Source organism: Peribacillus sp. FSL E2-0218, from assembly GCF_037992945.1.
In the GTDB taxonomy this organism is placed as follows: Bacteria; Bacillota; Bacilli; order Bacillales; family DSM-1321; genus Peribacillus; species Peribacillus simplex_B.
Window position 1 is genome coordinate 2,266,724 of sequence record NZ_CP150304.1, and the last position, 22,377, is coordinate 2,289,100.

Below are 22,377 nucleotides of genomic sequence, written 5' to 3' on the forward strand. Positions count from 1 at the left end.
TTGATTCCTTTTCCATGAGCTCTAAAAAAAAATCAGCAATAAGGCTGGATGTTGCCATACCTCTTTATTTCATGATAATCAAGGAAATTGACAAAAACGGCCACCACCGAGGAAATGATTGATACACAGATTGATTTAAGAAGAAACTACAAAAATCGTGTCATGAAAAAATGAAGCTTTGGAAAGATGATCATATCAAAAATATTGATTAAAGTTAGATGGTGCAAATACACCCAGCAGCTAATAAAGATACTATCGCTAAACCAGCTCCAAAAATCATTGAATTAACAAAAATATCTTTAAGTGCCATAATAGTCCAAATTGACGAGTAATCCGCCAACCTTGGCAAACTAGCAATCCAACCTTATAAGGTATCGGCCAGAAAACTTTTCTAATCTGTTTGACAATTTAATTTATCGTGTTAATATAAAGGCAACTGCATGATATATACAATTTGTACCACTAGGGGTGCTTTATTGGTAAAAGCTATTTTACCTGAGAAGCTGAGATTAAAGTATGACTTTAAGACCCTTAGAACCTGATCTGGTTTATACCAGCGTAGGGAAGTGGGGGCTGGAACAATACGTTTTTGTATTATTTCAAGTAAAACCACTTTCTTACGTCAAAGAAAGTGGTTTTTTATTTGCCAAAAAAAAGGAGGTTCTTTCACGGTTCAGTCTTTAAAAAAATAAAAATTTGGAGGAAATGATGATGAAGTTTTCAGAGGAAATTCGGCAGGAAGTGGATCATATTTGGGAAGCGAGTTTTAATCACCCATTTGTTAAAGGAATAGGTGATGGTACATTACGTTTGGAATGTTTTCGTTTTTATGTTTTGCAAGATGCTTATTATTTATCACATTTTGCTAGAGTTCAAGCATTAGGGGCAGTCAAAGCTCCAGATTTACATACAACCAGCAGGCTTGCCGGCCATGCACAAGGTACATATGAAGCGGAGTTGAAGCTTCATGAGAATTTTTCTGAGAGATTAGGAATCACAAAAGAAGAAAGGGATGATTTCAAGCCTGCACCGACTGCTTATGCCTATACTTCCCATATGTATCGTGCGGCTTATTCGGGACATTTAGGAGATGTTATTGCAGCGATCCTGCCGTGTTATTGGCTGTATTATGAAATAGGTGAAAAGCTGCAGGGGTGCATACCCGATGAGCCGATTTATCAAGAATGGATAGCGGCGTACGGTGGAGAGTGGTTCCGCACCTTGGTGGAAGAACAAATTGCGAGGCTTGATGAGATTGCTGAAAAAGTAACGGATGCAGATAGAGAACGGATGAAAGAGCATTTTATCCTTAGCAGCCAGTATGAATATTCATTTTGGGAAATGGCTTACGATTTGGAAACATGGCCGGTGCATAAGGAAACACTAGAAGTGTAAAGGAGATTAATAACCATGAAAAAAGGGTTGAAATTAACGGATGTTTTAGTCACGATCGTGATTGCTGTAGCATTTGGGATCATCTATATCCTCTGGGGTTCGATTTATTATTTCGCTAAACCATTGGGGTTACATGTAGATCAACTTATTTATGGAATGTGGTTTATTGCTGGTCCCGTAGCCTTTTTAATTTTACGGAAACCGGGTGTGGCACTTCTGGCGGAGATAGCTGCAGCTTCCGGTGAATTCTTTCTAGGTTCGCCATGGGGGCTGACCGTCCTCTTATATGGGGTCGTGCAAGGGTTGTTCGCGGAGCTGGTGTTCATGGTGTTCAGATATAAAAAATTCAATATGTCAGTGGCTGTATTAGCGGCGATCGCTTCTTGTTTGGGTTCAGTCTTCATGGATTTTGCATATGGGGAAATTGGAGCGCTCTCTACCTGGAATCTATCGTTATTCATGATAGCGAGGTTCATAGGTTCCGTTTTCTTTGCCGGTGTGACTGCTTACTACTTAGTTAAGGTTTTAGAAACAACAGGGGTAACGAATCTTGTACGTCCAGTTTCTAGTAAAGATTATGCAGAGCTGGATCAAAAGTAGAGGTTGATGTGTATGGAACAAATCGTTTCTGTTGAGAAGTTAAGAATGAAATTTCCTGGTGATGAGTCCATGATCTTCAAGGATCTATCGATCTCATTTGGGAAAGGTGAAAAAGTGTTATTGTTGGGACCATCAGGATGTGGAAAGTCGACCCTTTTACAAGTGTTAAGTGGATTGATTCCGAATTCCATTGAAGTGCCGTTGAAAGCGGGAAAATTGAAGTGTCCTTCCTCATGGGGATATGTTTTTCAAGATCCTGATAGTCAGTTTTGCATGCCATTTGCCGATGAGGAAGTTGCTTTCGTTCTCGAGAATCTTTCCGTCCCTAAGCAAGAAATGAAAGAGAAGATCCAACATCACCTTCATCAAGTTGGATTGAACTTAAGAGCTATTCATACAAGTATTGATACATTATCAGGCGGCATGAAACAGCGTCTGGCAATCGCTTCAGTACTGGCCCTTGAACCAGAAGTTCTGTTTTTAGATGAACCGACTGCCATGCTCGATCCGGAAGGAACAAAAGAAATGTGGGAATTATTGAAGGAAGTCGGTAGAGGTAAAACGGTTATTGTAGTGGAACATAAAACTGACCATGTTTTAGAATTCATTGATCGAATCGTGCTTTTTAATGATGAAGGTCAAATTATTGCTGATGGCCCAAAAGACACCATTCTTTCACGGTATAAAAATGAAATGAAAGAACATGGGATATGGTTCCCTGGTGTTTGGGATGAGTATGTTAAGAATCATGCACCTGTTCGTAAACAACCACTCACGGATGATGTTCCTCTTATGCAAGTCCGAGATTTTAGCGGTTTTCGGAATAAAGAAGAGAAAATCAAGGTTGATGAGCTCGAGGTCACTTCAGGGGAATGGATTGTAATCAGGGGAGAAAATGGAGCGGGTAAGAGTACTCTTTTGCATGCACTGATGCAATTCATTAAAACGAGTGGTATCTATGATTTAATGGGGACCTCCATTAAAAGAGTGAAAAACCCAATTGATCATATGACGTTTGTGTTTCAAAATCCTGAGTTTCAGTTCGTTGCAAATACGGTATATGAAGAAATTGCTTATTCATTGCGGATAGATAAAAGGCCGCAACAAGAAATAGATGAGAGAGTCCGTTCATTGCTTAAAGTGTTCCGCCTTGAGGCACATCGGGATAAACATCCATTTCAATTATCAATGGGTCAAAAACGTCGCTTAAGTGTAGCCGCTTCAATCGTTAAAGACAAGAAAATCATTCTCTTGGATGAGCCTACCTTTGGTCAAGATTCGAAGAATACCTTTGCTCTACTGGAATGGCTTGAGGTATATCGAAGCCGCGGCGTAACCGTAATCATGGTTACGCATGACGATCATATTTCAAAAAACTTCGCAACGAGGATCTTGACGGTTCAGGATGGGAACGTAATAAGTGATGAAAAAGTCATCCAGCCAGGATGTATGGAAACCGAAGTTTCTCAATATAAAAGGAGTGTCATGTAGATGACCGTTACAAATGCAGAAACATGGCTCTATAAGATTAATCCAAGTCTTAAACTTTTCGTATTGATGGTGTTATGCATAGTGGCATTATTCATCGATGATCTGAATTATATGATCAATGTCACCATGGGTGTTTTACTCATATTTTTGTGTTTTACCGGGCATTCGATAAAACGTATCATACTCTTGTCTATCCCTTTTGGTTTCATTTTCATATCCACTTCTCTAGCGATGATTTTTTTTGGTAAAGGGAAGACACTTTGGTTTGAATGGGGCCTTATATCAATTACAGAAGAAAGTTTCATGAGAGGATTACTTGTAGGCTTTCGAGCTTTGCTTTTTGCAGCACTCGGTTTAACGTTTTCCTTAACGACGCGACCTGTGAACTTGTTTTATTCGTTAATGCAGCAAGTTAAGCTTAAACCAAAATATGCTTATAGTTTCATGGCTGCATTAAGGCTTATTCCGATCATGATGCAGGAGTTTCAAACGATACGAAACGCGATGAAGGTACGCGGTTTTGAAAGAGGAACAGGAGTTAAATCGATCTATTTCAAAATGAAAGCCTATTCCATTCCGCTGTTATCCGGAAGCATTAGAAGAGCTCACAGAATTGCCGTTGCAATGGAGGCGAAGCGATTTACAGATACGAGGGATCGAACATATTATTATGACTTCGGGTTTTCAAAATACGACCAAGGATTCATCTTATATTTCATCATCCTGCTGTTGGCCGGTTTTTATCTATCGATTCAATTCCCGTTAGTATCGATTTAATTTTATGAGTATACAGGTAAGGGGTTCTTCGTATGAATGCACAACAATTGCATATTATTTCTACCGGGAAACAGCCAATAGAAAAGTTCATAGAGATCGCTTCGCATATACAGGAACATGTTGATTACTTTTATCTCAGAGAAAAGCAAAGTAGCGCCTCGGAACTTTATCGAGCAGTGACCCTTTTACATGATAAAAAGATTCCGCTTTCTAAGATCATCATTAATGACCGGGTGGATGTAGCATGGGTACACAAGGTCTTTGGTGTGCAATTGGCTTTTCATAGTTTAGATGCAGGGGTCGTACAAGCAGCATTTCCAGGGATGAGTGTTGGCTGTTCGATTCATTCCATGGCTGAAGCGAAAGCCGCTTTCAGTAAAGGGGCCCATTACGGGATTTACGGACATGTTTTTGAAACGGATTCGAAACGCGGTCTTCCTCCTAAGGGAATTGAGGAACTTCATGCAATCACAAGAAGTGTCAATCTTCCGATTATTGCGATAGGAGGAATAACACCATCCAATTGTCAAGTCGTCCTGGATGCAGGGGCACGAGGAATTGCAGTCATGTCAGGTGTGCTTGAAGCTAAAGATCCGATTAAAGCCGTTAAAGAATATTCGAAGTCTTTGGGAAAGGAGATATAAGATGAATTCCATATATGATGCAATCATTGTTGGGGGAGGAGTGATAGGTGGGTCGATTGCTTTTCAATTAGCCAAACGAGGTAAAAAAGTCCTGTTATTGGAAAAAGATAGACTTGCCAGTAAAGCATCCAGTGCTGCAGCAGGGATGTTAGGAGCGCAATCCGAGTTAGATGTCGATCAGCCACTTTTTAGATTGGCAACCGAAAGCAGGGAGATGTTTCCGGAACTGGCCGAAGAATTGAAAGACACAAGCGGAATTGACATTGAATTGGTGAACAAAGGGATGTTCAAGGTGGCATTAACGAATGATGGGGCAGCCAAGTTGAAGAACATAATCAAAACCCAGCAAGCTGCCGGCCTTGAGGCCCAATGGTTATCGACTGCCGAAGCAAGGAAAGCGGAACCGCTTCTTTCGGATGAGCTTAAAGGAGCCATGTATATTCCGAAAGATGGACAAGTTTCAGCCACCAGACTGTCACTCGCTTTCACTAAATCCGCAGCTGCCCTAGGTGTGGATATAAAGGAATTTGTACATGTCTCAGATTTATGTACAAAGGACGGAGCAGTAAAAGGCGTTGTCACGAATATAGGAGAATTTTCATGTGAAAATGTCATTGTAGCAAGTGGGGCTTGGAGCGCATTCCTCCTTGAGAAATTAGGGGTTACCCTCGACACCTATCCGGTAAAGGGAGAATGCTTTTCCGTTCTGACGAATTCACCATTGCTTGAAAGAACGATTTTTTCGGATGGTTGCTATCTTGTACCAAAGGTTGGCGGGAGAATCATTGTCGGGGCAACGGTTAAAGCGAATACTTTCGATCAAAAGGTAAGTCTCGAAGGAATTTCAACTTTAATGGAAAGAGCAACGCAATTGCTTCCTGCCATTAAAGAAACCGAATTGGAAAAGACATGGGCAGGTATACGGCCCCAAACAGGGGACGGTCTGCCATACTTTGGTGAACATCCAGCATGCAATGGACTTTTCATTGCAACGGGGCACTACAGGAATGGCATCCTGCTTTCTCCAATTACAGGTGTACTTATGGCGGATATGGTAGAAAAGAAGAAAAAACCTCAATGGTCCGCTTTTCGATTGGATCGTGCAATACAGCCACTTTTTTCTTAATGGAGGTGAAAGAAATGGAATTGGTTATTAACGGGGAAAAAATACGGGTTCCTGCTGATGAATCAACAGTTACAGCGCTTTTGCAACACTTTAATTTACATCAAAAAGTAGTGATTGTTGAATTGAATGATGAAATAGTAGCGAAAGAACACCTAAGTAAAACATTTTTGTCAAATGGAGACAAGGTCGAGATTGTACATTTTGTAGGAGGCGGATGATATGTTAAAGATTGGTTCTTATGAATTTTCTTCAAGGTTATTGTTAGGTACTGGAAAATATCCGAACTTCGATGTTCAAAAGCAAGCTGTGGAGGTTTCAGAGACCGAAATATTAACATTTGCGATTAGGAGAATGAACATTTTTGAAGCGACTCAACCTAATTTTTTAGAAAAACTTGATTTGAAGAAATATACACTTCTTCCTAATACAGCAGGTGCGAAAACCGCCAAAGAAGCCGTTCGCATAGCGCAGCTTGCCAAGGCCTCTGGGCTATGTGACATGATTAAGGTTGAAGTCATCGGTTGTCAAAAAACGCTTTTGCCTGATCCAATTGAAACGTTAAAAGCTGCTGAGGAATTAGTGAAACTGGGGTTCATCGTTTTACCTTACACTTCGGATGATGTGTTACTAGCGAGGCGCCTGGAGGAAGTGGGCTGTCATGCAATCATGCCTGGTGCTTCACCTATCGGCTCTGGTCAGGGCATTTTAAATCCACTGAATCTACGATTCATCATCGAACAAGCCGAAGTTCCGGTAATTGTTGATGCTGGAATCGGTACTCCTTCCGATGCGGCAATCGCGATGGAATTAGGAGCGGATGGTGTTTTGCTTAACACGGCAGTTTCCGGAGCAAAAGATCCGATCAAAATGGCGATAGCAATGAAACTTGCCATTGAGGCTGGTCGACTAGGGTATGAAGCTGGAAGAATAGAAAAAAATGATTACGCCATAGCCAGCAGTCCAGTAGAAGGAATGAGCATGGGATGAATGAACGTTATTCACGTCAAGAGCTTTTTGGCCCTATAGGGGAAGAAGGGCAACTGAAAATCCGTAAAAAACATGTTTTGGTGATTGGGGCAGGTGCTCTCGGAACAGGAAGTGCTGAAGGTCTTGTCCGGGCAGGAATCGGAAAGCTGACGATTGTGGACAGAGATTATGTGGAGTGGAGCAACCTTCAGCGACAACAGCTTTATTGTGAAGCAGATGCTGAAAAAAGACTACCGAAAGCAGTGGCAGCAAAGAAGCGCTTGAATGCCTTAAATTCAGAAGTTATCGTTAAATCGCTCGTATCGGATGTATCGGTTGATGAACTGGAGCAGCTCGTATACGGAGTGGACTTAATAGTGGATGCCACGGATAATTTCGATACGAGGATGCTCATAAATGATAGTGCACAAAAATTTAACATACCTTGGATATACGGTGCCTGTGTAGGGAGTTATGGGATAAGCTATACGGTGATTCCACAGGTGACCCCATGTTTGAATTGCTTGCTGGAAACGGTTCCGATTGGAGGGCTGACTTGTGATACGGCGGGAATCATCAGCCCTGCCGTTCAAACGGTCGTTGCCCATCAATTAACGGAAGCTTTGAAAATTCTTGTCGAAGATTATGGATCCCTAAGAAACAAAATCGTTTCATTCGATCTTTGGAAAAATGAACATTCGTCCATACATGTAGCGAAATTAAAAAAAGACAGTTGTCCCTCATGCGGGAAGAACCGAACGTATCCCCACCTTTCTTATGCAAACCGAACAAAAACAGCGGTCTTATGCGGGAGGGACACTGTCCAGATTCGGCCATCAAAGGAACAGGAATGGGATCTCGCGGAGCTCGAAAACAATTTACACGCTCAAGACGGCCATGTTGTAAGAAATCCGTATTTACTTTCATTTTCCGTCGGAAAACATCGGTTGGTCGTTTTTAAAGACGGACGGGCATTGATTCATGGAACGAAAGATATTGCGGAAGCAAAAACTTTATATCATCGATTTTTAGGATGAAACGTTTTTTCGTTTGAATAAAAGGAGCTTGGGTACCCAAGCTCCTTTTTCATTAACCTAAATAAAGTGAAAATAAGCATCGTTACGTAAGGGCGCCTTCTCAGATACTAACAACAAAAAAAATCAATGAAAAAGGCGAATATAATAGATTTAACAGAATATACGACAAAAAATATGATAATCTTAAATTTGAAAGCCAACCGCGCAGATGAGGCTCCGGTTAGTAGATTGGATGAAAAATGCTGGGGGATTACAGAAAAAAATCAATTATGTTAAAGCTTTGTTGAACAGCGAAGCGCATAGCTCGACTGCGATCGGATTTGAAGTGTAGCGACCAAATGGGGAAAAATGCTGTCATTTAGCCATCCTTTTTATTTGAAGAATGGAGCCATGATAGCTAACTGGTTAAACTAGTCGTGCTCCGCATTAGCAGCAGGAAAAGAACCATTACATATCCTCGTCCTGCTCATCCAACATATTAGAATCTGTACCGATTGATGAAATCAACAGTCAGTTTAGCCAAAGGCCCATGCGTAATGAACTCATTATCAAAATACATATTAGCAAAGGGGAGCGAATACATGACCATTTTAAAACTTAAGCCAATTTTTCAAAAAAGAATTTGGGGAGGAAGAAAGCTCGAAACGGATTTCAATTACTCGATTCCGAAAGGCCTGATTGGTGAATGCTGGGGAATATCCGCTCATCATCACGGAGAAAGCGTCGTTGAAGAGGGCGAGTTTAAAGGAGAAGTCTTATCTGCATTATGGAGAAACCATCGCAGCAAGCTATTTGGCGACTATAAAATGGAAGAATTCCCCTTGCTCATTAAGATCCTCGATGCAAACGATGATTTATCCGTCCAGGTTCATCCTAATGATGAACAGGCTTCAGAACTAGAAGGAGAACCGTACGGAAAAACAGAATGCTGGTATGTCATTGACGCAGAACCTGATTCAGAAATCATCCTTGGTCATAAAGCTCAAACAAAAGAAGAAATGGTGAAGCTGACATCGGACGAAAGGTGGGACGACCTGCTGCAAAAACAGCCTGTAAAGCGCGGAGATTTCATATTTGTAAAAAGCGGGACCGTTCACGCAATCGGGAAAGGCATCGTCATCTTAGAAACCCAACAATCTTCCGATACAACCTATAGGGTATATGATTATTACAGAACGGATTCAGAAGGAAATAAACGTGAACTGCATCTCGAGAAAGCACTACAGGTAACGACAGTCCCAGATTCTCAGACAATTCATGCATCACAAACGGTAACGGCTGCTGGAGGGGAAACAACATTCCTCATTGAAGTTCCTGAATTCTCTGTCGTTCATCATAAAATATCAGGAACAGGATATCGGTTAGCAGGGAGAGGCACCTTCCAATTAATCAGCATCATTGAAGGAACTGGAAAAATCGAATCCGAGAGTGAAGTGATGGAAGTGAAAAAAGGAGATCACTTGATCATGACGCGGGAACTGAAGGAATTGATTGCATCTGGAGAAATGGAATGGATTACGAGTTTTATATAAGCAAAAAACCACTCAAGTGAAAGCTTGAGTGGTTTTTTTAAAGGAAGAAACATTCATATGATAAATTCAGAAATGAAGCCTTTTTTAAAAAAACTGAATAGTATTTTAATTAAATGTCTAGACATTTATAATAAAATGATCATAATAATAAATGTAAGCGTTTTAGATGATTGTTAAAAAAATACAAAAGGGGAGGTAATAAGTATGAATCGAATCTTACTTGCATGTAGTTCTGGAATGTCCACGAGCTTATTAGTTACTAAAATGGAGCAGCACGCCAAATCGATAGGCGAGGATGCAAAAATCTGGGCGGTTGGCCAGGATAAAGCGAAGAAAGAAATGGCAGATGCGGATGTAGTGCTAATCGGACCGCAAATGAGTTTCCTTAAGGGGGAACTTCAAAAAGAGGCATCCATATACAATATCAAGGTAGATGTAATCGATATGATGGCTTATGGAATGGCAGATGGTAAAAAAGCGTATGATCAAGCTATTTCCTTGATAGGTAATAAATGATGGAGCAAATGAAGTTGGAAGACCTCACGAGCGAACAAATTAATTTTCAATTGATTTTATATAGTGGCAATGCCCGCAGCAAGGTGATTCAATCCTTACGTGAATATCGCGGAGGGAACGTGGAAGAATCGGAATTGTTGATTGCTCAAGCAGAGCAGGATTTGGCTGTTGCTCACGACGTTCACTTCCAATTGGTTCAAAAGGAAGCACAGGGTGAAAAGGTGGAAATTTCGATGCTATTCATTCATTCTGAAGACCATCTGATGTCAACTTTGACGATGAAGGAACTAGTAAAAGAGTTACTGGATATTTTCAAAGCAAAAAATATCTGATCATTCATCTATAATGGGGGGTCTACTATGTTTGACAAGCTGAGTCAGTTTCTCATTCCACTAGCGGGGAAGCTAAATAACAATCGCTATTTATCGGTTTTACGGGACGCATTTATGTTAGCGTTCCCACTTACGATATTCGGTTCGATATTTGTCGTTTTAACTAATTTGCCCTTTTTAAACCAATTTTTAAGTGACCATTCCCTCATGACCATGCAATCTTCATTCGCAATCGCTTCACAGGCCACGATGGGAATTCTGTCGGTGTTCGTTGTTTTCGGAATCGGATATTTCCTCTCAAAGAGCTATGATGTCGAAGCTGTGTTTGGTGGAGTTATCGCTCTTGCTTCCTTTCTAATCCTAACCCCGTTTGTGATTGAGGCGGAATCAGGAGAAACGGTCGCTAATGTCATCCCACTTGACCGGCTTGGTGCGAAAGGAATGTTTCTCGGAATGATCTCCGCTTTTATTGCCGGTGAAATTTACCGGAAAATCGTTCAAAGAGATATAACGATTAAAATGCCTGCAGGTGTACCCCCAGCTGTTGCAAAATCATTCGCTGCCCTGTTGCCTGCCTTAATCACGTTAACGGTTTTCTTAGCGGTAAATGTAATCGTTACACTAGGATTCCATACGAATTTACATGATTTTATTTATGACGTGATTCAGGCGCCCCTTGTTGGTTTAGGTAGTGGAATCATCCCTACTTTGATCGCTGTATTCTTCATACAGGTTTTGTGGTTCTTTGGCTTACATGGTCAAATCATCATCAACTCTGTTATGGATCCCATCTGGGCAACTCTTGCACTCGAAAACCTCGAAGCTTTTAGAGGAAAGGAAGAGTTACCGAATATTGTTTCTAAACCGTTCATAGAAGTCTTTACTGTAGGTATGGGTGGTACTGGGATGACATTGGCGGTCGTCATCGCCATCTTATGGTTCATGAAGAGCAAGCAAATGAAACAAGTAGGAAAGCTTGGTGTAGGACCGGGAATTTTCAATGTAAATGAGCCGATTATTTTTGGGCTGCCGATCGTGATGAATCCAATCGTTGTCATCCCTTGGATTATTGCACCAATGGTGGTTACAGGCTTTACATATTTCACCATGGCAACTGGAATTGTCCCACCACCAACAGGTGTCACCGTTCCATGGACGGTGCCAATCGGAATAAGTGGTTACCTTGCGACCAATAGCTTCAGGGGCTCTTTGTTGCAAATCGTTAATTTATTGATCGTATTCGTCATCTGGTTTCCATTCCTAAAAGCATTGGATAAGACAAATGTGAAAAAAGAAAGAGAAGCGGAAAATCAAAACAAGGCTTCTTAAACACCAGGGCAGGAAGATACAAAAAAACGTAAACCAGATTCGGCATGCCATGACTGTTTCCGGTTTAAAAAGAATGGGGGAAATTAAGGATGAAACTGAAAGAAGAAACGACTGAAAAATTACAATATCATTTTCCAGAAGGTTTTTGGTGGGGCTCATCTGCTTCGGCCACTCAAACGGAAGGTGCAGCAGATATAGACGGAAAAGGCAAAAACATTTGGGATCACTGGTATGAAGTTGAGCCAAATCGTTTTTTCAACGGCGTCGGACCTCAGAATACTTCTCAGTTTTACTATAAATATAAAGAAGATATAAAGTTAATGAAGGAAATTGGTCATAACTCTTTCCGGTTATCGATTTCATGGTCACGTATGTTCCCGAAAGGAAAAGGGGAAGTGAACCCGAAAGCAGTGGATTTTTATAATTCGGTCATTGATGAAATGGTAGAAACAGGAATAGAACCATTCGTCAATTTATACCACTTTGATATGCCTATGGCCCTGCAGGAAATCGGAGGGTGGGAAAACAGGGACACCGTCGATGCGTTTGAATTTTATGCTGCGACTTGCTTCCAATTGTTCGGAGATCGTGTTGCAAAGTGGTTCACGCATAATGAACCTATTGTCCCGGTAGAGGGCGGGTATTTATACAATTTTCATTATCCGAATATCGTCGATTTTAAAAAAGCGGTACAAGTTGGTTATCATACGATTTTATCCAGCGCAAAAGCGATCAAAAAGTATAGGGACATGAATATGGATGGCAAAATCGGGATTATATTGAATTTGACGCCATCGTACCCGCGAAGCCAGAATCCAGCCGATTTAAAAGCATCAAAGATTGCCGATGCCTTTTTCAACCGGTCTTTCCTGGATCCTTCCGTTAAAGGCGAATTCCCATCAGATCTGGTTGCCATCTTAAAGACAGAAGGGTTCATGCCTGCTATGGCAGCTGGCGATTTGGATATAATCCAGCAAAATACCGTCGATCTTTTAGGGATCAACTATTATCAGCCTCGACGTGTAAAGGCAAAGGAACATGCCCGTAACCCTGATGCTCCATTTTTGCCTGAACTGTATTTTGATCATTATGAAATGCCCGGAAGAAAAATGAACGTCCACCGCGGCTGGGAAATATACGAAAAGGGAATCTATGATATTTTAATGAATGTAAAAGAAAACTACGGGAATATCGAATGCTTCATTTCTGAAAATGGAATGGGAGTGGAAGGGGAAGAACGCTTCCGTGATGAAAATGGCATGATACAGGATGATTACCGAATCGAGTTCATTAGCGAACATTTGAAGTGGGCTCATAAAGCCATAAGCGAAGGTTCTAATGTATTGGGGTATCATCTATGGACATTCATGGATAATTGGTCTTGGAGCAATGCTTACAAAAATCGATATGGCTTCGTGTCAGTCGATTTGGATAATGATGCGCAAAGAACAGTGAAAAAGAGCGGCTATTGGTTTAAAGAAGTGGCAAAACAGAACGGATTTTAAAAAAATGGGGTTTGACTATGCAACCTGTCCTAAGCACATGATGCATGTGGATTTGGCAGCATTTGTCTGCCCCTTCCCTGCTTGAAATGGAAATGGAATAAACTTTCAGAAAAATCGATTCTTTACAGTATAACCCGGTTATCTTAAAATGGAAAAAGCGGATGAAGTAAACTGTCTCGTGTTTTTGTTAGTAGGAGCGAATAAAAATGAACAAATATGAACAAATTTCTATTGAAATTAGAAAAAGGATCAAGCAAGGTTTTTATCGGACAGATCAGCCTATCCCTGATGAGATCACGCTTGCTAAAGAATTCGAATGCAGCCGGATGACAATGAAAAGAGGACTGGATATTCTGGTGGAGGAAGGACTGCTTTTCAGAAAAAGAGGGCATGGAACATTCATCGTTCAATCACCTGTAAATGACGAGAAGGTGAATGTCATCAGTGAAGAGACTCTCGGGTTGTCTAATGTACTTCCGAACAGAAAAGTTTCAAGCACGCTCATCGCCTTTGATGTACAATTTCCTGAAAAGGAAGTGGCCGATCAGCTTGCCATTAGCGAAGATACACCGGTTTATCATATTATCAGACTTAGAAATGTAGATAATGAGCCATATGTCATTGAGAAGACTTATATGCCAGTATCGACCATTCAAGGAATAACAGAAAGAGTATTACAAGCATCCATTTATAATTACATACATGAAACACTTGAATTGAAAATTGGCGGTGCACATCGGAAAATTAGAGCAGACAAACCGAATGAACTGGACCAAATTCATTTAGGCTGCCTGCCGGATGACCCGATATTGGAGGTTGAACAGGTCGGCTATTTAAACAATGGCCTGCCTTTTGAATATTCTTTTTCCAGACATCGTTATGATAAATTCGTTTTCACGACAGTTACCATACGAAAATAATACATGTGAGGAGAGTGGATCCGTGATGTTATATGGAGCGATTGAAGCAGGAGGAACGAAATTTGTTTGTGCTGTAGGAGATGAAAAAGGAAATGTGTTGAAGCGGATTCAAATTCCGACCACTGTTCCTGATGAAACCATTCCGGAAGTCGTCCGTTTTTTTTCGGAATACGAGCTCTTAGCGATTGGAATCGGTTCATTCGGTCCGGTCAATATTGACCCTGCCAGTCCAGCGTACGGGAATATAACGACTACACCAAAGCCAGGCTGGAGGGACTTTCCCTTTTTACAAACGATTAAAAATGAATGTAATGTTCCTGTCGGTTTTCATACGGATGTAAATGCAGCCGCATTAGGGGAAGCGAGGTTTGGAGCAGCCGCAGGACTGGATAGCTGTTTGTATATAACAGTAGGTACCGGAATTGGAGCCGGTGCAGTAGTTGGCGGGCGATTATTGGAAGGGCTTTCTCATCCGGAAATGGGTCATATCATGGTCCGAAAGCACCCAGAAGATTCATATGAAGGCAAATGCCCTTATCATCGGGATTGCGTGGAAGGACTTGCATCCGGCCCCGCGATTGAGGAAAGATGGGGAAAACCTGCTGCTCAATTAGCGGACAGACAAGAAGTTTGGAAACTGGAAGCCTATTATTTAGCGCAGGCGATCGCCCACTACATATTAATCCTATCTCCAAAGAAAATTATCCTGGGTGGGGGAGTCAGTAAACAACAGTCTATTTTCAAAATGATTGGAAATCAGGTAAAAGAAGTACTTAATGGGTATGTTTCACTTCCAGAACTTGAAACCGAAATATCCGATTATATTGTAAAGCCCGGCTTAGGGGACGACGCCGGAATTATTGGTTCACTTCTGCTCGCGGATCTTGCTTATCAAAACGAAGTAAAGATGAGCTAACATAATCAAGGTATCCAGATGTATGAGGTGTACCCCTTGGTTACATATACAAATCCATTTGATCAGGTGTTAGTGGCACCTGGTCTTTTTGTTTAGAAAATTCACACAATAGTAGAGTGGTGATGATTATCCCAATTTGTACGGCGTGGACGCATTATAGACGACTGAAGGGATTGAATGGAACATGTTTTCTACTAGGGAGCAAAAATTACTGCGTTATCTTATGCAAGCAGATAAGGAGATGACTGGTCTGGAATTGGCGGGCCACCTTCATATTACTTCAAGAACCATTCGTTCCATGATAAAAAACCTAACGGCCATCCTTGAAGAGCATGGCGCGGAAATCATAGCCAAACATCGAAAAGGCTATCAATTACACATACATGATCATTCAGCCTTCCGTAGCTTTTTAAAGATAGTTGCTTTTGAACGAGTGAATGAACAGTGGATTCCAAATGACCCAAGTGACCGTATTACTTTTCTCATCAAACGATTGCTTCTTTCAGAGGATTACATAAAGCTAGAAATGTTGGCTGATGAACTGTATGTTAGTTTGTCAACTGTAAAAAATAGTTTAAAAGAGGTTCGAGAATTATTGACTAAATATGAGCTGGTAGTCTATAGTCGTCCCAATTATGGGTTAAAAGTTGTTGGAAGTGAGTTGAAAATACGTTTTTGTATCGCAGAATATGTATTTAATACAGCGCAAAAGACTACGGAGTTGGTAGCTGATCCGGAAATGGCCGCCATACGTTCGATCATTTTGAAGCAAACCAAGAGAGCCGGAATTCAGCTTTCGGATATCGGCCTTTCCAATCTAGTGATCCATATCGCGATTGCCTGTAAGCGAGTGCTGCTACACAACTATGTATCGATGTTGGATGAAGAAATAAAAAACTTTGAGGAACAAGCGGAATATCTTGTTTCGAAGCAAATCGTAACCGATATCGAAAAGTCATTCAACGTTACCTTTCCCGATTCAGAGGTTGCCTACGTCACACTCCGCTTACTCGGAACAAAAATGGTTTCCTATACGAAGGCAAATGATCCCTTGTATCCAGTTAACTTGATTAGCGAAGAAATCCTTACGCTCACAGCAAACCTGATTGATCAGGTTGAAAACGAACTGCAATTGTGCATTCACGACGATCAAGAGCTTATACATGGACTTGGCTTGCACCTCAAACCGGCAATAAATCGACATTATCATGGAATGAACATTCGAAATCCACTTTTAGCAGAAATTAAGCAAAAATATCCTCTTGCGTTCGATGCTGGAGTTGTGATGAGTAAGGCTCTTCATGATTCTTTGGGTGTTCATATAAATGAGGATGAAATTGGCTATTTAGCTCTTCATATTGAAGCGGCCATGGAGAGAAAACGTCTGAAACCTAAAACAAAACGGTGTGTCATTGTTTGTGCAACTGGTGTTGCAAGCTCCCAGCTTTTATATTATAAATTGAAGTCTGCCTTTGAGTCACACTTGGATATTGCTGGCACGATGAACTTATATGAATTAAGGAATTATCCACTAGAATCATTGGACTTCATCATTAGCACAATTCCGATTTATGATGACTTATCCATCCCTGTTGTAGATGTTAACACACTGCTCGGCAATCAGGACATCCTGCACATTGAAGCCTATATGGTGGATCATATAACGTTGGTTCTTGATTATACAGATCCAGAGCTTATGTATTTTCAAAAAGATCTGCAAACAAGAGAAGAAGTATTTGACTTTTTCGAAGCAGAACTTACTAAACTTGGAAGGATTCCTGCTGGTTTTAAAGAGGCAGTGATCGAGAGGGAAAAGGTGTCGCCAACGTGCTACGGCAATTTAGTGGCCATTCCCCATCCGATGCACCCATTAACAAAGGAAACATTTTGGTCTGTTCTAACATTAAAGAAACCAATAGCGTGGGGAGAAGAAATGGTTCAGTACATCTGTTTGTTGAGTGTTCAGAAGGAATATGAAGATGAAATGCAAAAAATCTATCAATTTCTTGTTAAAGTGATAGAAACTAAAGCTTTGGTAGATCAGTTGATTAAGGTCGAAAGATATGCTGACTTTGAGCAGGTGATTAAAAGAATGGAAGAGTATGGTCCAAGATAATGATTTCCTCTTATTGGAGGAAAATGTTTGGATTCAAATGAAAGCGCTTAACAACTAAACTAAACATATCAAAGAGCTTCGACAGTACTTAAAATGCCATATTTGTTCTTTGGTGTTTTTTGTATCAGGGACTTAATTAAACATTTGAGAAATGGGGGTTGAAGATGAGTTTTAAAGAAAAGGCAAATGATGTCATGGGTTCTGCGGCTTATAAAATCAACAATCAAAAATATATTATGGCCATAAAAAAAGCGTTCGTCGTTCTAATGCCAGTGATAATTACAGGGGCATTTGCCATCTTGGTTTCCAGTATGATAATGAGTCCTGAAACAGGTTTAGCATCCTTTGACTTCTTTTCATTTCTAGCAGATTATCAGCCGATCATGAAAGCGATTCAATACGCGACACTAAACTTCCTTACGATAGGGGCTATCTTTTTAATTGGGTTGGAGCTTGGAAGAATAAACGGCAATCCTTCGTATTTTCCGGGAATCCTCGCCATAATATCTTTCATAGCAGTCATCCCTACTACGCTTGAATTGGTAGTGAATGAGCAGTCTCAATTGGTTGTCGATGTTCTCTCCAGGCAATTTACAGATCCGAAAAGCTTGTTTTTAGGAATGTTTATTGCCATTGTATCCGTCGAAATTTTTTCGAAATTAGAGTCGTTTGATAAATTGAAAATTAAAATGCCGGAGAGCGTTCCAGCAAATGTTGCCACATCGTTCTCAGCGCTGTTTCCATCGATTTTAACCGTAACCATCATTGCGACTATGGGTTTTGCGTTTCATCAACTAACAGGGATTTACTTGCATGAAGCAATTTATAATATCATTCAAAGACCACTTGAGAGTGTGGTTCAGGGATTACCGGGAATTCTGATTTTAATGTTTGTTGCCCAATTCTTCTGGGTGATTGGCATCCATGGAAATCAGATGATCAAACCAATAAGAGAACCTTTATTATTGGCAGCCATTACTGCAAACATGACCGCCTTCCAAGAAGGTAAAGAGATTCCGAATGTGATAACGATGCCTTTCTGGGACGTGTATATGAGTATAGGAGGATCTGGGGTAACTCTCGGGTTATTGGCAGCTATCTTTATCGTATCTAAGCGTGAAGAAATGAAAAGTATCGCAAAACTATCATTTGGACCTGGCATTTTCAATATTAATGAGCCTGTTATCTTTGGGCTTCCGATCATGTTGAATCCGATAATGGCAATACCATTTATCATCACGCCCTTGATTACCGGAACGATTGGTTATATCGCTACCGTGACAGGGTTTGCTGCCAAGGCAGTTGTAATGGTTCCATGGACGACACCACCGCTTATCAATGCGTACTTATCTACGGCAGGAAGTATAGGAGCCGTCATTACACAAGTCATCTGTATTGCTGTATCTGTTTTGATCTATTTACCATTCGTGATAATGGCCAATGCAGGTGTTAAAGAAAAAAGAAAAAAAGAAGCGGATGAAGCCACAAGTGTTAATGTCAGCGTATGATAGCGGGTAACTTCGACACTCCACATAGATGTGTTGATCTGTATGGATGCAGAAATGTTTACCCCCCAAGTGATCAGCCAGGTGAAGGTGAGGGAAAGAAATGAATATAGAAACAATGGAAGTAAAAGTACCAGAGAATTTTATCCTAGGGGCAGCTGCGTCAGCTTGGCAAACTGAGGGATGGTCCGGTAAGAAAGAGTCTCAGGACTCTTATCTAGATCTTTGGTATAAAAACGACAAGAATGTTTGGCATAATGGGTTTGGTCCTGCAATTGCGACTGACTTCTTTAATCGATATAAAGAAGATATAGTGCATATGAAAGAGATTGGATTAACGCATTTTCGAACGTCTATTAATTGGTCGCGTTTTCTGATCGATTATGAAAACGCAGTAATAGATGAAGAATATGCAAGTTATGTAGACAATGTTATAGACGAGTTGATAGATAATGGTGTGGAGCCGATGATTTGTCTCGAACACTATGAGGTACCGGCAACTTTATTTAAAACATATGGTGGGTGGGAATCCAAACATGTTGTGGAGCTTTTTGTAAAGTATGCAAAAAAGGTGTTCAGCCGATATGGGGCAAAGGTAAAACATTGGTTTACCTTTAATGAACCGATTGTTATACAGACAAGGGTCTATTTAGACGCTCTCCGGTATCCTTATGAACAAAACACGAAGAAATGGATGCAATGGAACTTTAATAAAGCTTTAGCAACCGCAAAGGTTGTCCAATTATTTAAGGAACATGATTATGGAAAGAAATATGGATCGAAAATAGGTGTCATTCTTAACCCGGAAGTAACCTATGCCAGGTCATCTGCTGAAAATGATAGGGAGGCAGCAAGAATCTATGATTTATTTTTTAATCGTGTTTTCTTGGATCCATCCATTAAAGGCGAATATCCTCAAGAGCTATTTACATTGATGGATAAACATAAGATCACCTTTGAACATACATCTGATGAGCTCCAAATCATTAAAGAAAACACGGTCGAGTATGTTGGATTGAATCTCTATTATCCGCATCGGATACAAGCACGTACGGCTGGTTGGAATGAATGTACGCCTTTTCATCCGAGTTATTATTATGAGATGTTCAATCTTCCTGGTAAAAAAATGAATCCATTCAGGGGTTGGGAAATTTATCCGAAAATTATGTATGATATGGCAAAGAGAATGCAAGAGGAGTATGGGAATATAGAATGGTTCATTGCTGAAAACGGTATGGGTGTTGAAAATGAGTACACCTTTAAAGATAATCAGCAGATTATACAGGATGATTACCGGATTGAATTTATTGGCGAACATTTAAAGTGGTTGATCAAAGCGGTTGATGAAGGAGCGAATTGCAAGGGATATATGCTCTGGGCATTCACGGATAATGTGTCACCCATGAATGCTTTCAAAAACAGGTATGGGCTGGTTGAGATCAATTTAGACGATGATCGAAACCGGACTTTGAAAAAATCGGCTTATTGGTACAAAGATGTAATCCAAAATCGTGTAATCGTAGTGAAAGACGAAACGGTGTTTAAATAAGAAGGAGGAATATATCATGGAAAGAATTATTTTAGCCTGTTCTGCTGGAATGTCAACATCGTTGGTTGTTTCAAAAATGAAAAAAGCGGCAAGCAAAAGAGGTGTGGAATATAATATTTATGCCATTCCTGAATCTTCTATTGGTGAAGAACTTACTAAATCAAGTGATCAAGTACTCGCGATTCTTTTAGGACCTCAAGTGAGATTCATGAAAAAAGCAGCAGAAAAAACAGCTGCACCTTATGGGATTCCTGTGGATGTCATTGATCCACAATCGTATGGAACGGCGGATGGAGATAGAATTCTAGATCTTGCTTTACAAATGGCTGCAAAAAATGATGATAAATGAGGAGGGAGAAGCATGCAAACAATCGAAGGAATGCAAACGGCAGCTCTCCAAATCATTTCATACTCAGGAGAGGCAAGGAGCCATTTTGTCGAAGCCATTCGTGAAGGACGGGCAGGACATTATCAGAAAGCGGATGTATTAATTAAAGCGGGGGAAGAAGCGTACAACAAAATCCACCAGGTGCATTTTTCCCTTATTCAAAAAGAAGCAAACGGAGACACATTACCTTTCTCCCTGCTGTTCATTCATGCCGAAGATCAGATGCTGACAACGGAAACGTTAAAGATAATGGCTGTCGAAATGATTGAACTATGTAAAATGGTAGTCGAGGGAAAAACAGGCTAACGGCTCGGTGCAGGAGCTTGAAAAATGGCGTTACCAGGACCTTGAATAACTAGAAAAACCCCCTTTGGAAAATATCCATTGGGGGTTTTTCTATTGGACTAAAAGACTCTATCTGTATTCGACTACAGTCCATTTGCTTTTCATGAGAGATGTACCTTATAGTAATAAATCGTATCTAGTACCTCAGAAAACCAGGTTGCTAGAAATCCTTGCTTCTCATTTCTCTTGATTCTCCAAATAGTCTATCGCTTTTTTTAACCGGTCGAGACCTTCCAATAGCTTTGATTTTGGACAACCCACATTCAATCTAATAAAACTGCGCCCTGATTCTCCAAATGTTTCGCCAGGCATGATCGCTACTTTCCCATGATGTACAAGGGCATCCTGTATTTGATTGCTGGAAAAGGAGAGTTGCGACACATTAATCCAAGCGAGATAGGTGGATTCGGGTATATGGAAAGAAAGCATCGGTAAGTGTGCCTTTAAAAAATCTTGAATGATCCGTAAGTTGTCGTGTACATACCCCGTTAAATCGTCTACCCAATATTCACATTCATTATAAGCGGTGATCAGTGCTTCCATTCCAAATACGCTGGCACTGGATAGCCCATCTTTATTCTTCAAGGAAACAAGAAAGGCTTCACGAATACTACTATCTGGTATGAGACAGTATGAACCTCCTAACCCTGGAGTATTGAATGTTTTACTGGCTGAAGAGCAGATGCACAATCTATTTGGATCAATAGCCGAATGAATGATTGGTGTATGGGCATTCCCTTCATGGATGATATCCATATGAATCTCGTCGGAAATAATGTATACATCATATCGATTGCAAAGGGCTACGATGTTATTCAGTTCATCACGAGTCCAGACACGGCCTGTAGGGTTATGCGGACTGCATAGTAGTAGCACTTTTGCTTTTGGATGGGCTAGTTTTTCTTCTAGATCCGAAAAATTGATCGAGTATGTACCTTCATGATAGATTAATTCATTACTTGATATCAGGCGTTTATTATCTTGGATCGTTTTAAAGAATGCATCATACGCCGGTGTTTGAATGACAACGTGATCGTCCTCGGCCGTCATGATCTCGATTATCTTGGAAACGGAGTAAATGACGGAGGGGCTATAAGTAATCCAAGCTGCTTCAATTGGACAAACAAATCTTTTTTTATACCAATTGGTGATTGCGTCTTTGAATGGTGAGTGGTTCCAGCGTGTATATCCAAAGATTCCATGTTGCAATCGTTGCTGGATGGCCTGCAAAATTTCAGGTGGACATCCGAAATCGGTATCGGAAATCGAGAAGGGGAGAAGGTCTTTCTCTCCGAATCGATCTTCCACATAGTCCCATTGGGTACAAAATGTCCCCTTGCGATCAATTGTTTCATTAAAGTCGTGCTGCATGATTTACAACTCCATTT

The 22,377-nt window shown here is 40.7% G+C and carries 22 protein-coding genes and 1 riboswitch; of the genes, 21 read left to right on the forward strand and 1 reads right to left on the reverse strand.

Features of this window, described 5'->3' with window-relative positions; translation table 11 throughout:
- Window positions 1–454: 454 nt before the first annotated feature.
- Window positions 455–582, forward strand: a riboswitch (TPP riboswitch).
- Window positions 583–711: 129 nt separating this feature from the next.
- The 21 genes from tenA (at window position 712) to MHI53_RS11065 (ending at window position 20,950) form a co-directional block, all read left to right on the forward strand.
- A complete protein-coding gene (gene tenA / locus MHI53_RS10965; RefSeq protein WP_061141545.1) occupies window positions 712–1,395 on the forward strand; it encodes a thiaminase II in 684 nt (227 codons plus the stop codon).
- A gap of 15 nt (window positions 1,396–1,410) precedes the next feature.
- On the forward strand, window positions 1,411–1,995 hold the full coding sequence (locus MHI53_RS10970; RefSeq protein ID WP_061141544.1) for an ECF transporter S component: 585 nt from the start codon (window positions 1,411–1,413) through the stop codon (window positions 1,993–1,995).
- Window positions 1,996–2,007: 12 nt separating this feature from the next.
- Window positions 2,008–3,486: an ATP-binding cassette domain-containing protein gene (locus tag MHI53_RS10975; RefSeq protein ID WP_340373481.1), complete on the forward strand. Its 1,479-nt coding sequence runs from the start codon at window positions 2,008–2,010 to the stop codon at window positions 3,484–3,486.
- Window positions 3,487–4,263, forward strand: coding sequence for an energy-coupling factor transporter transmembrane component T (locus MHI53_RS10980; RefSeq protein WP_061141542.1), 777 nt, complete (start codon window positions 3,487–3,489; stop codon window positions 4,261–4,263). It begins immediately after the preceding gene.
- A 32-nt stretch (window positions 4,264–4,295) separates the two neighbouring features.
- Window positions 4,296–4,907 (forward strand): thiazole tautomerase TenI, encoded by a 612-nt coding sequence (gene tenI, locus MHI53_RS10985; protein ID WP_340373482.1) that lies wholly within the window; start codon window positions 4,296–4,298, stop codon window positions 4,905–4,907.
- A 1-nt stretch (window position 4,908) separates the two neighbouring features.
- A complete protein-coding gene (gene thiO / locus MHI53_RS10990) occupies window positions 4,909–6,033 on the forward strand; it encodes a glycine oxidase ThiO (protein ID WP_061141540.1) in 1,125 nt (374 codons plus the stop codon).
- Window positions 6,034–6,047: 14 nt separating this feature from the next.
- The gene (gene thiS / locus MHI53_RS10995) at window positions 6,048–6,251 is read left to right on the forward strand and encodes a sulfur carrier protein ThiS (RefSeq protein WP_061141539.1); all 204 of its coding nucleotides are present in this window, start codon (window positions 6,048–6,050) and stop codon (window positions 6,249–6,251) included.
- A 1-nt stretch (window position 6,252) separates the two neighbouring features.
- Window positions 6,253–7,020: a thiazole synthase gene (locus MHI53_RS11000; protein ID WP_061141538.1), complete on the forward strand. Its 768-nt coding sequence runs from the start codon at window positions 6,253–6,255 to the stop codon at window positions 7,018–7,020.
- Window positions 7,017–8,036 carry a thiazole biosynthesis adenylyltransferase ThiF gene (locus MHI53_RS11005; protein WP_061141537.1) on the forward strand — a complete coding sequence of 340 codons (1,020 nt, stop codon included), beginning with the start codon at window positions 7,017–7,019 and terminating at the stop codon, window positions 8,034–8,036. Before MHI53_RS11000 ends, MHI53_RS11005 begins: the two co-directional genes overlap by 4 nt.
- Before the next feature lie 581 nt (window positions 8,037–8,617).
- Window positions 8,618–9,568, forward strand: coding sequence for a mannose-6-phosphate isomerase, class I (gene manA / locus MHI53_RS11010; RefSeq protein ID WP_340373483.1), 951 nt, complete (start codon window positions 8,618–8,620; stop codon window positions 9,566–9,568).
- A 204-nt stretch (window positions 9,569–9,772) separates the two neighbouring features.
- Window positions 9,773–10,084, forward strand: a complete 312-nt coding sequence (locus MHI53_RS11015) for a PTS sugar transporter subunit IIB (RefSeq protein ID WP_061141535.1) — start codon at window positions 9,773–9,775, stop codon at window positions 10,082–10,084.
- Window positions 10,084–10,416, forward strand: coding sequence for a PTS lactose/cellobiose transporter subunit IIA (locus MHI53_RS11020; RefSeq protein ID WP_061141534.1), 333 nt, complete (start codon window positions 10,084–10,086; stop codon window positions 10,414–10,416). Before MHI53_RS11015 ends, MHI53_RS11020 begins: the two co-directional genes overlap by 1 nt.
- A 27-nt stretch (window positions 10,417–10,443) precedes the next feature.
- Entirely contained in the window at window positions 10,444–11,745 is a 1,302-nt protein-coding gene (gene celB / locus MHI53_RS11025) for a PTS cellobiose transporter subunit IIC (RefSeq protein WP_061141533.1), read from the forward strand.
- Window positions 11,746–11,834: 89 nt separating this feature from the next.
- The gene (locus tag MHI53_RS11030) at window positions 11,835–13,250 is read left to right on the forward strand and encodes a glycoside hydrolase family 1 protein (protein ID WP_340373484.1); all 1,416 of its coding nucleotides are present in this window, start codon (window positions 11,835–11,837) and stop codon (window positions 13,248–13,250) included.
- Between the two features lie 206 nt (window positions 13,251–13,456).
- On the forward strand, window positions 13,457–14,170 hold the full coding sequence (locus tag MHI53_RS11035) for a GntR family transcriptional regulator (RefSeq protein ID WP_340373485.1): 714 nt from the start codon (window positions 13,457–13,459) through the stop codon (window positions 14,168–14,170).
- Window positions 14,171–14,195: 25 nt separating this feature from the next.
- Window positions 14,196–15,086 (forward strand): ROK family protein, encoded by an 891-nt coding sequence (locus tag MHI53_RS11040; protein ID WP_340373676.1) that lies wholly within the window; start codon window positions 14,196–14,198, stop codon window positions 15,084–15,086.
- A gap of 184 nt (window positions 15,087–15,270) precedes the next feature.
- Window positions 15,271–17,202: a BglG family transcription antiterminator gene (locus MHI53_RS11045; protein ID WP_340373486.1), complete on the forward strand. Its 1,932-nt coding sequence runs from the start codon at window positions 15,271–15,273 to the stop codon at window positions 17,200–17,202.
- A gap of 164 nt (window positions 17,203–17,366) precedes the next feature.
- A complete protein-coding gene (locus MHI53_RS11050) occupies window positions 17,367–18,710 on the forward strand; it encodes a PTS transporter subunit EIIC (protein WP_340373487.1) in 1,344 nt (447 codons plus the stop codon).
- A gap of 100 nt (window positions 18,711–18,810) precedes the next feature.
- A complete protein-coding gene (locus tag MHI53_RS11055) occupies window positions 18,811–20,256 on the forward strand; it encodes a glycoside hydrolase family 1 protein (protein WP_340373488.1) in 1,446 nt (481 codons plus the stop codon).
- A gap of 16 nt (window positions 20,257–20,272) precedes the next feature.
- Entirely contained in the window at window positions 20,273–20,605 is a 333-nt protein-coding gene (locus MHI53_RS11060) for a PTS sugar transporter subunit IIB (RefSeq protein ID WP_340373489.1), read from the forward strand.
- Window positions 20,606–20,617: 12 nt separating this feature from the next.
- Entirely contained in the window at window positions 20,618–20,950 is a 333-nt protein-coding gene (locus MHI53_RS11065) for a PTS lactose/cellobiose transporter subunit IIA (RefSeq protein WP_340373490.1), read from the forward strand.
- A 216-nt stretch (window positions 20,951–21,166) separates the two neighbouring features.
- Here the strand turns inward: MHI53_RS11065 and MHI53_RS11070 are convergent, their stop codons facing one another.
- The gene (locus MHI53_RS11070; RefSeq protein WP_340373491.1) at window positions 21,167–22,360 is read right to left on the reverse strand and encodes a MalY/PatB family protein; all 1,194 of its coding nucleotides are present in this window, start codon (window positions 22,358–22,360) and stop codon (window positions 21,167–21,169) included.
- Between the last annotated feature and the right edge of the window lie 17 nt (window positions 22,361–22,377).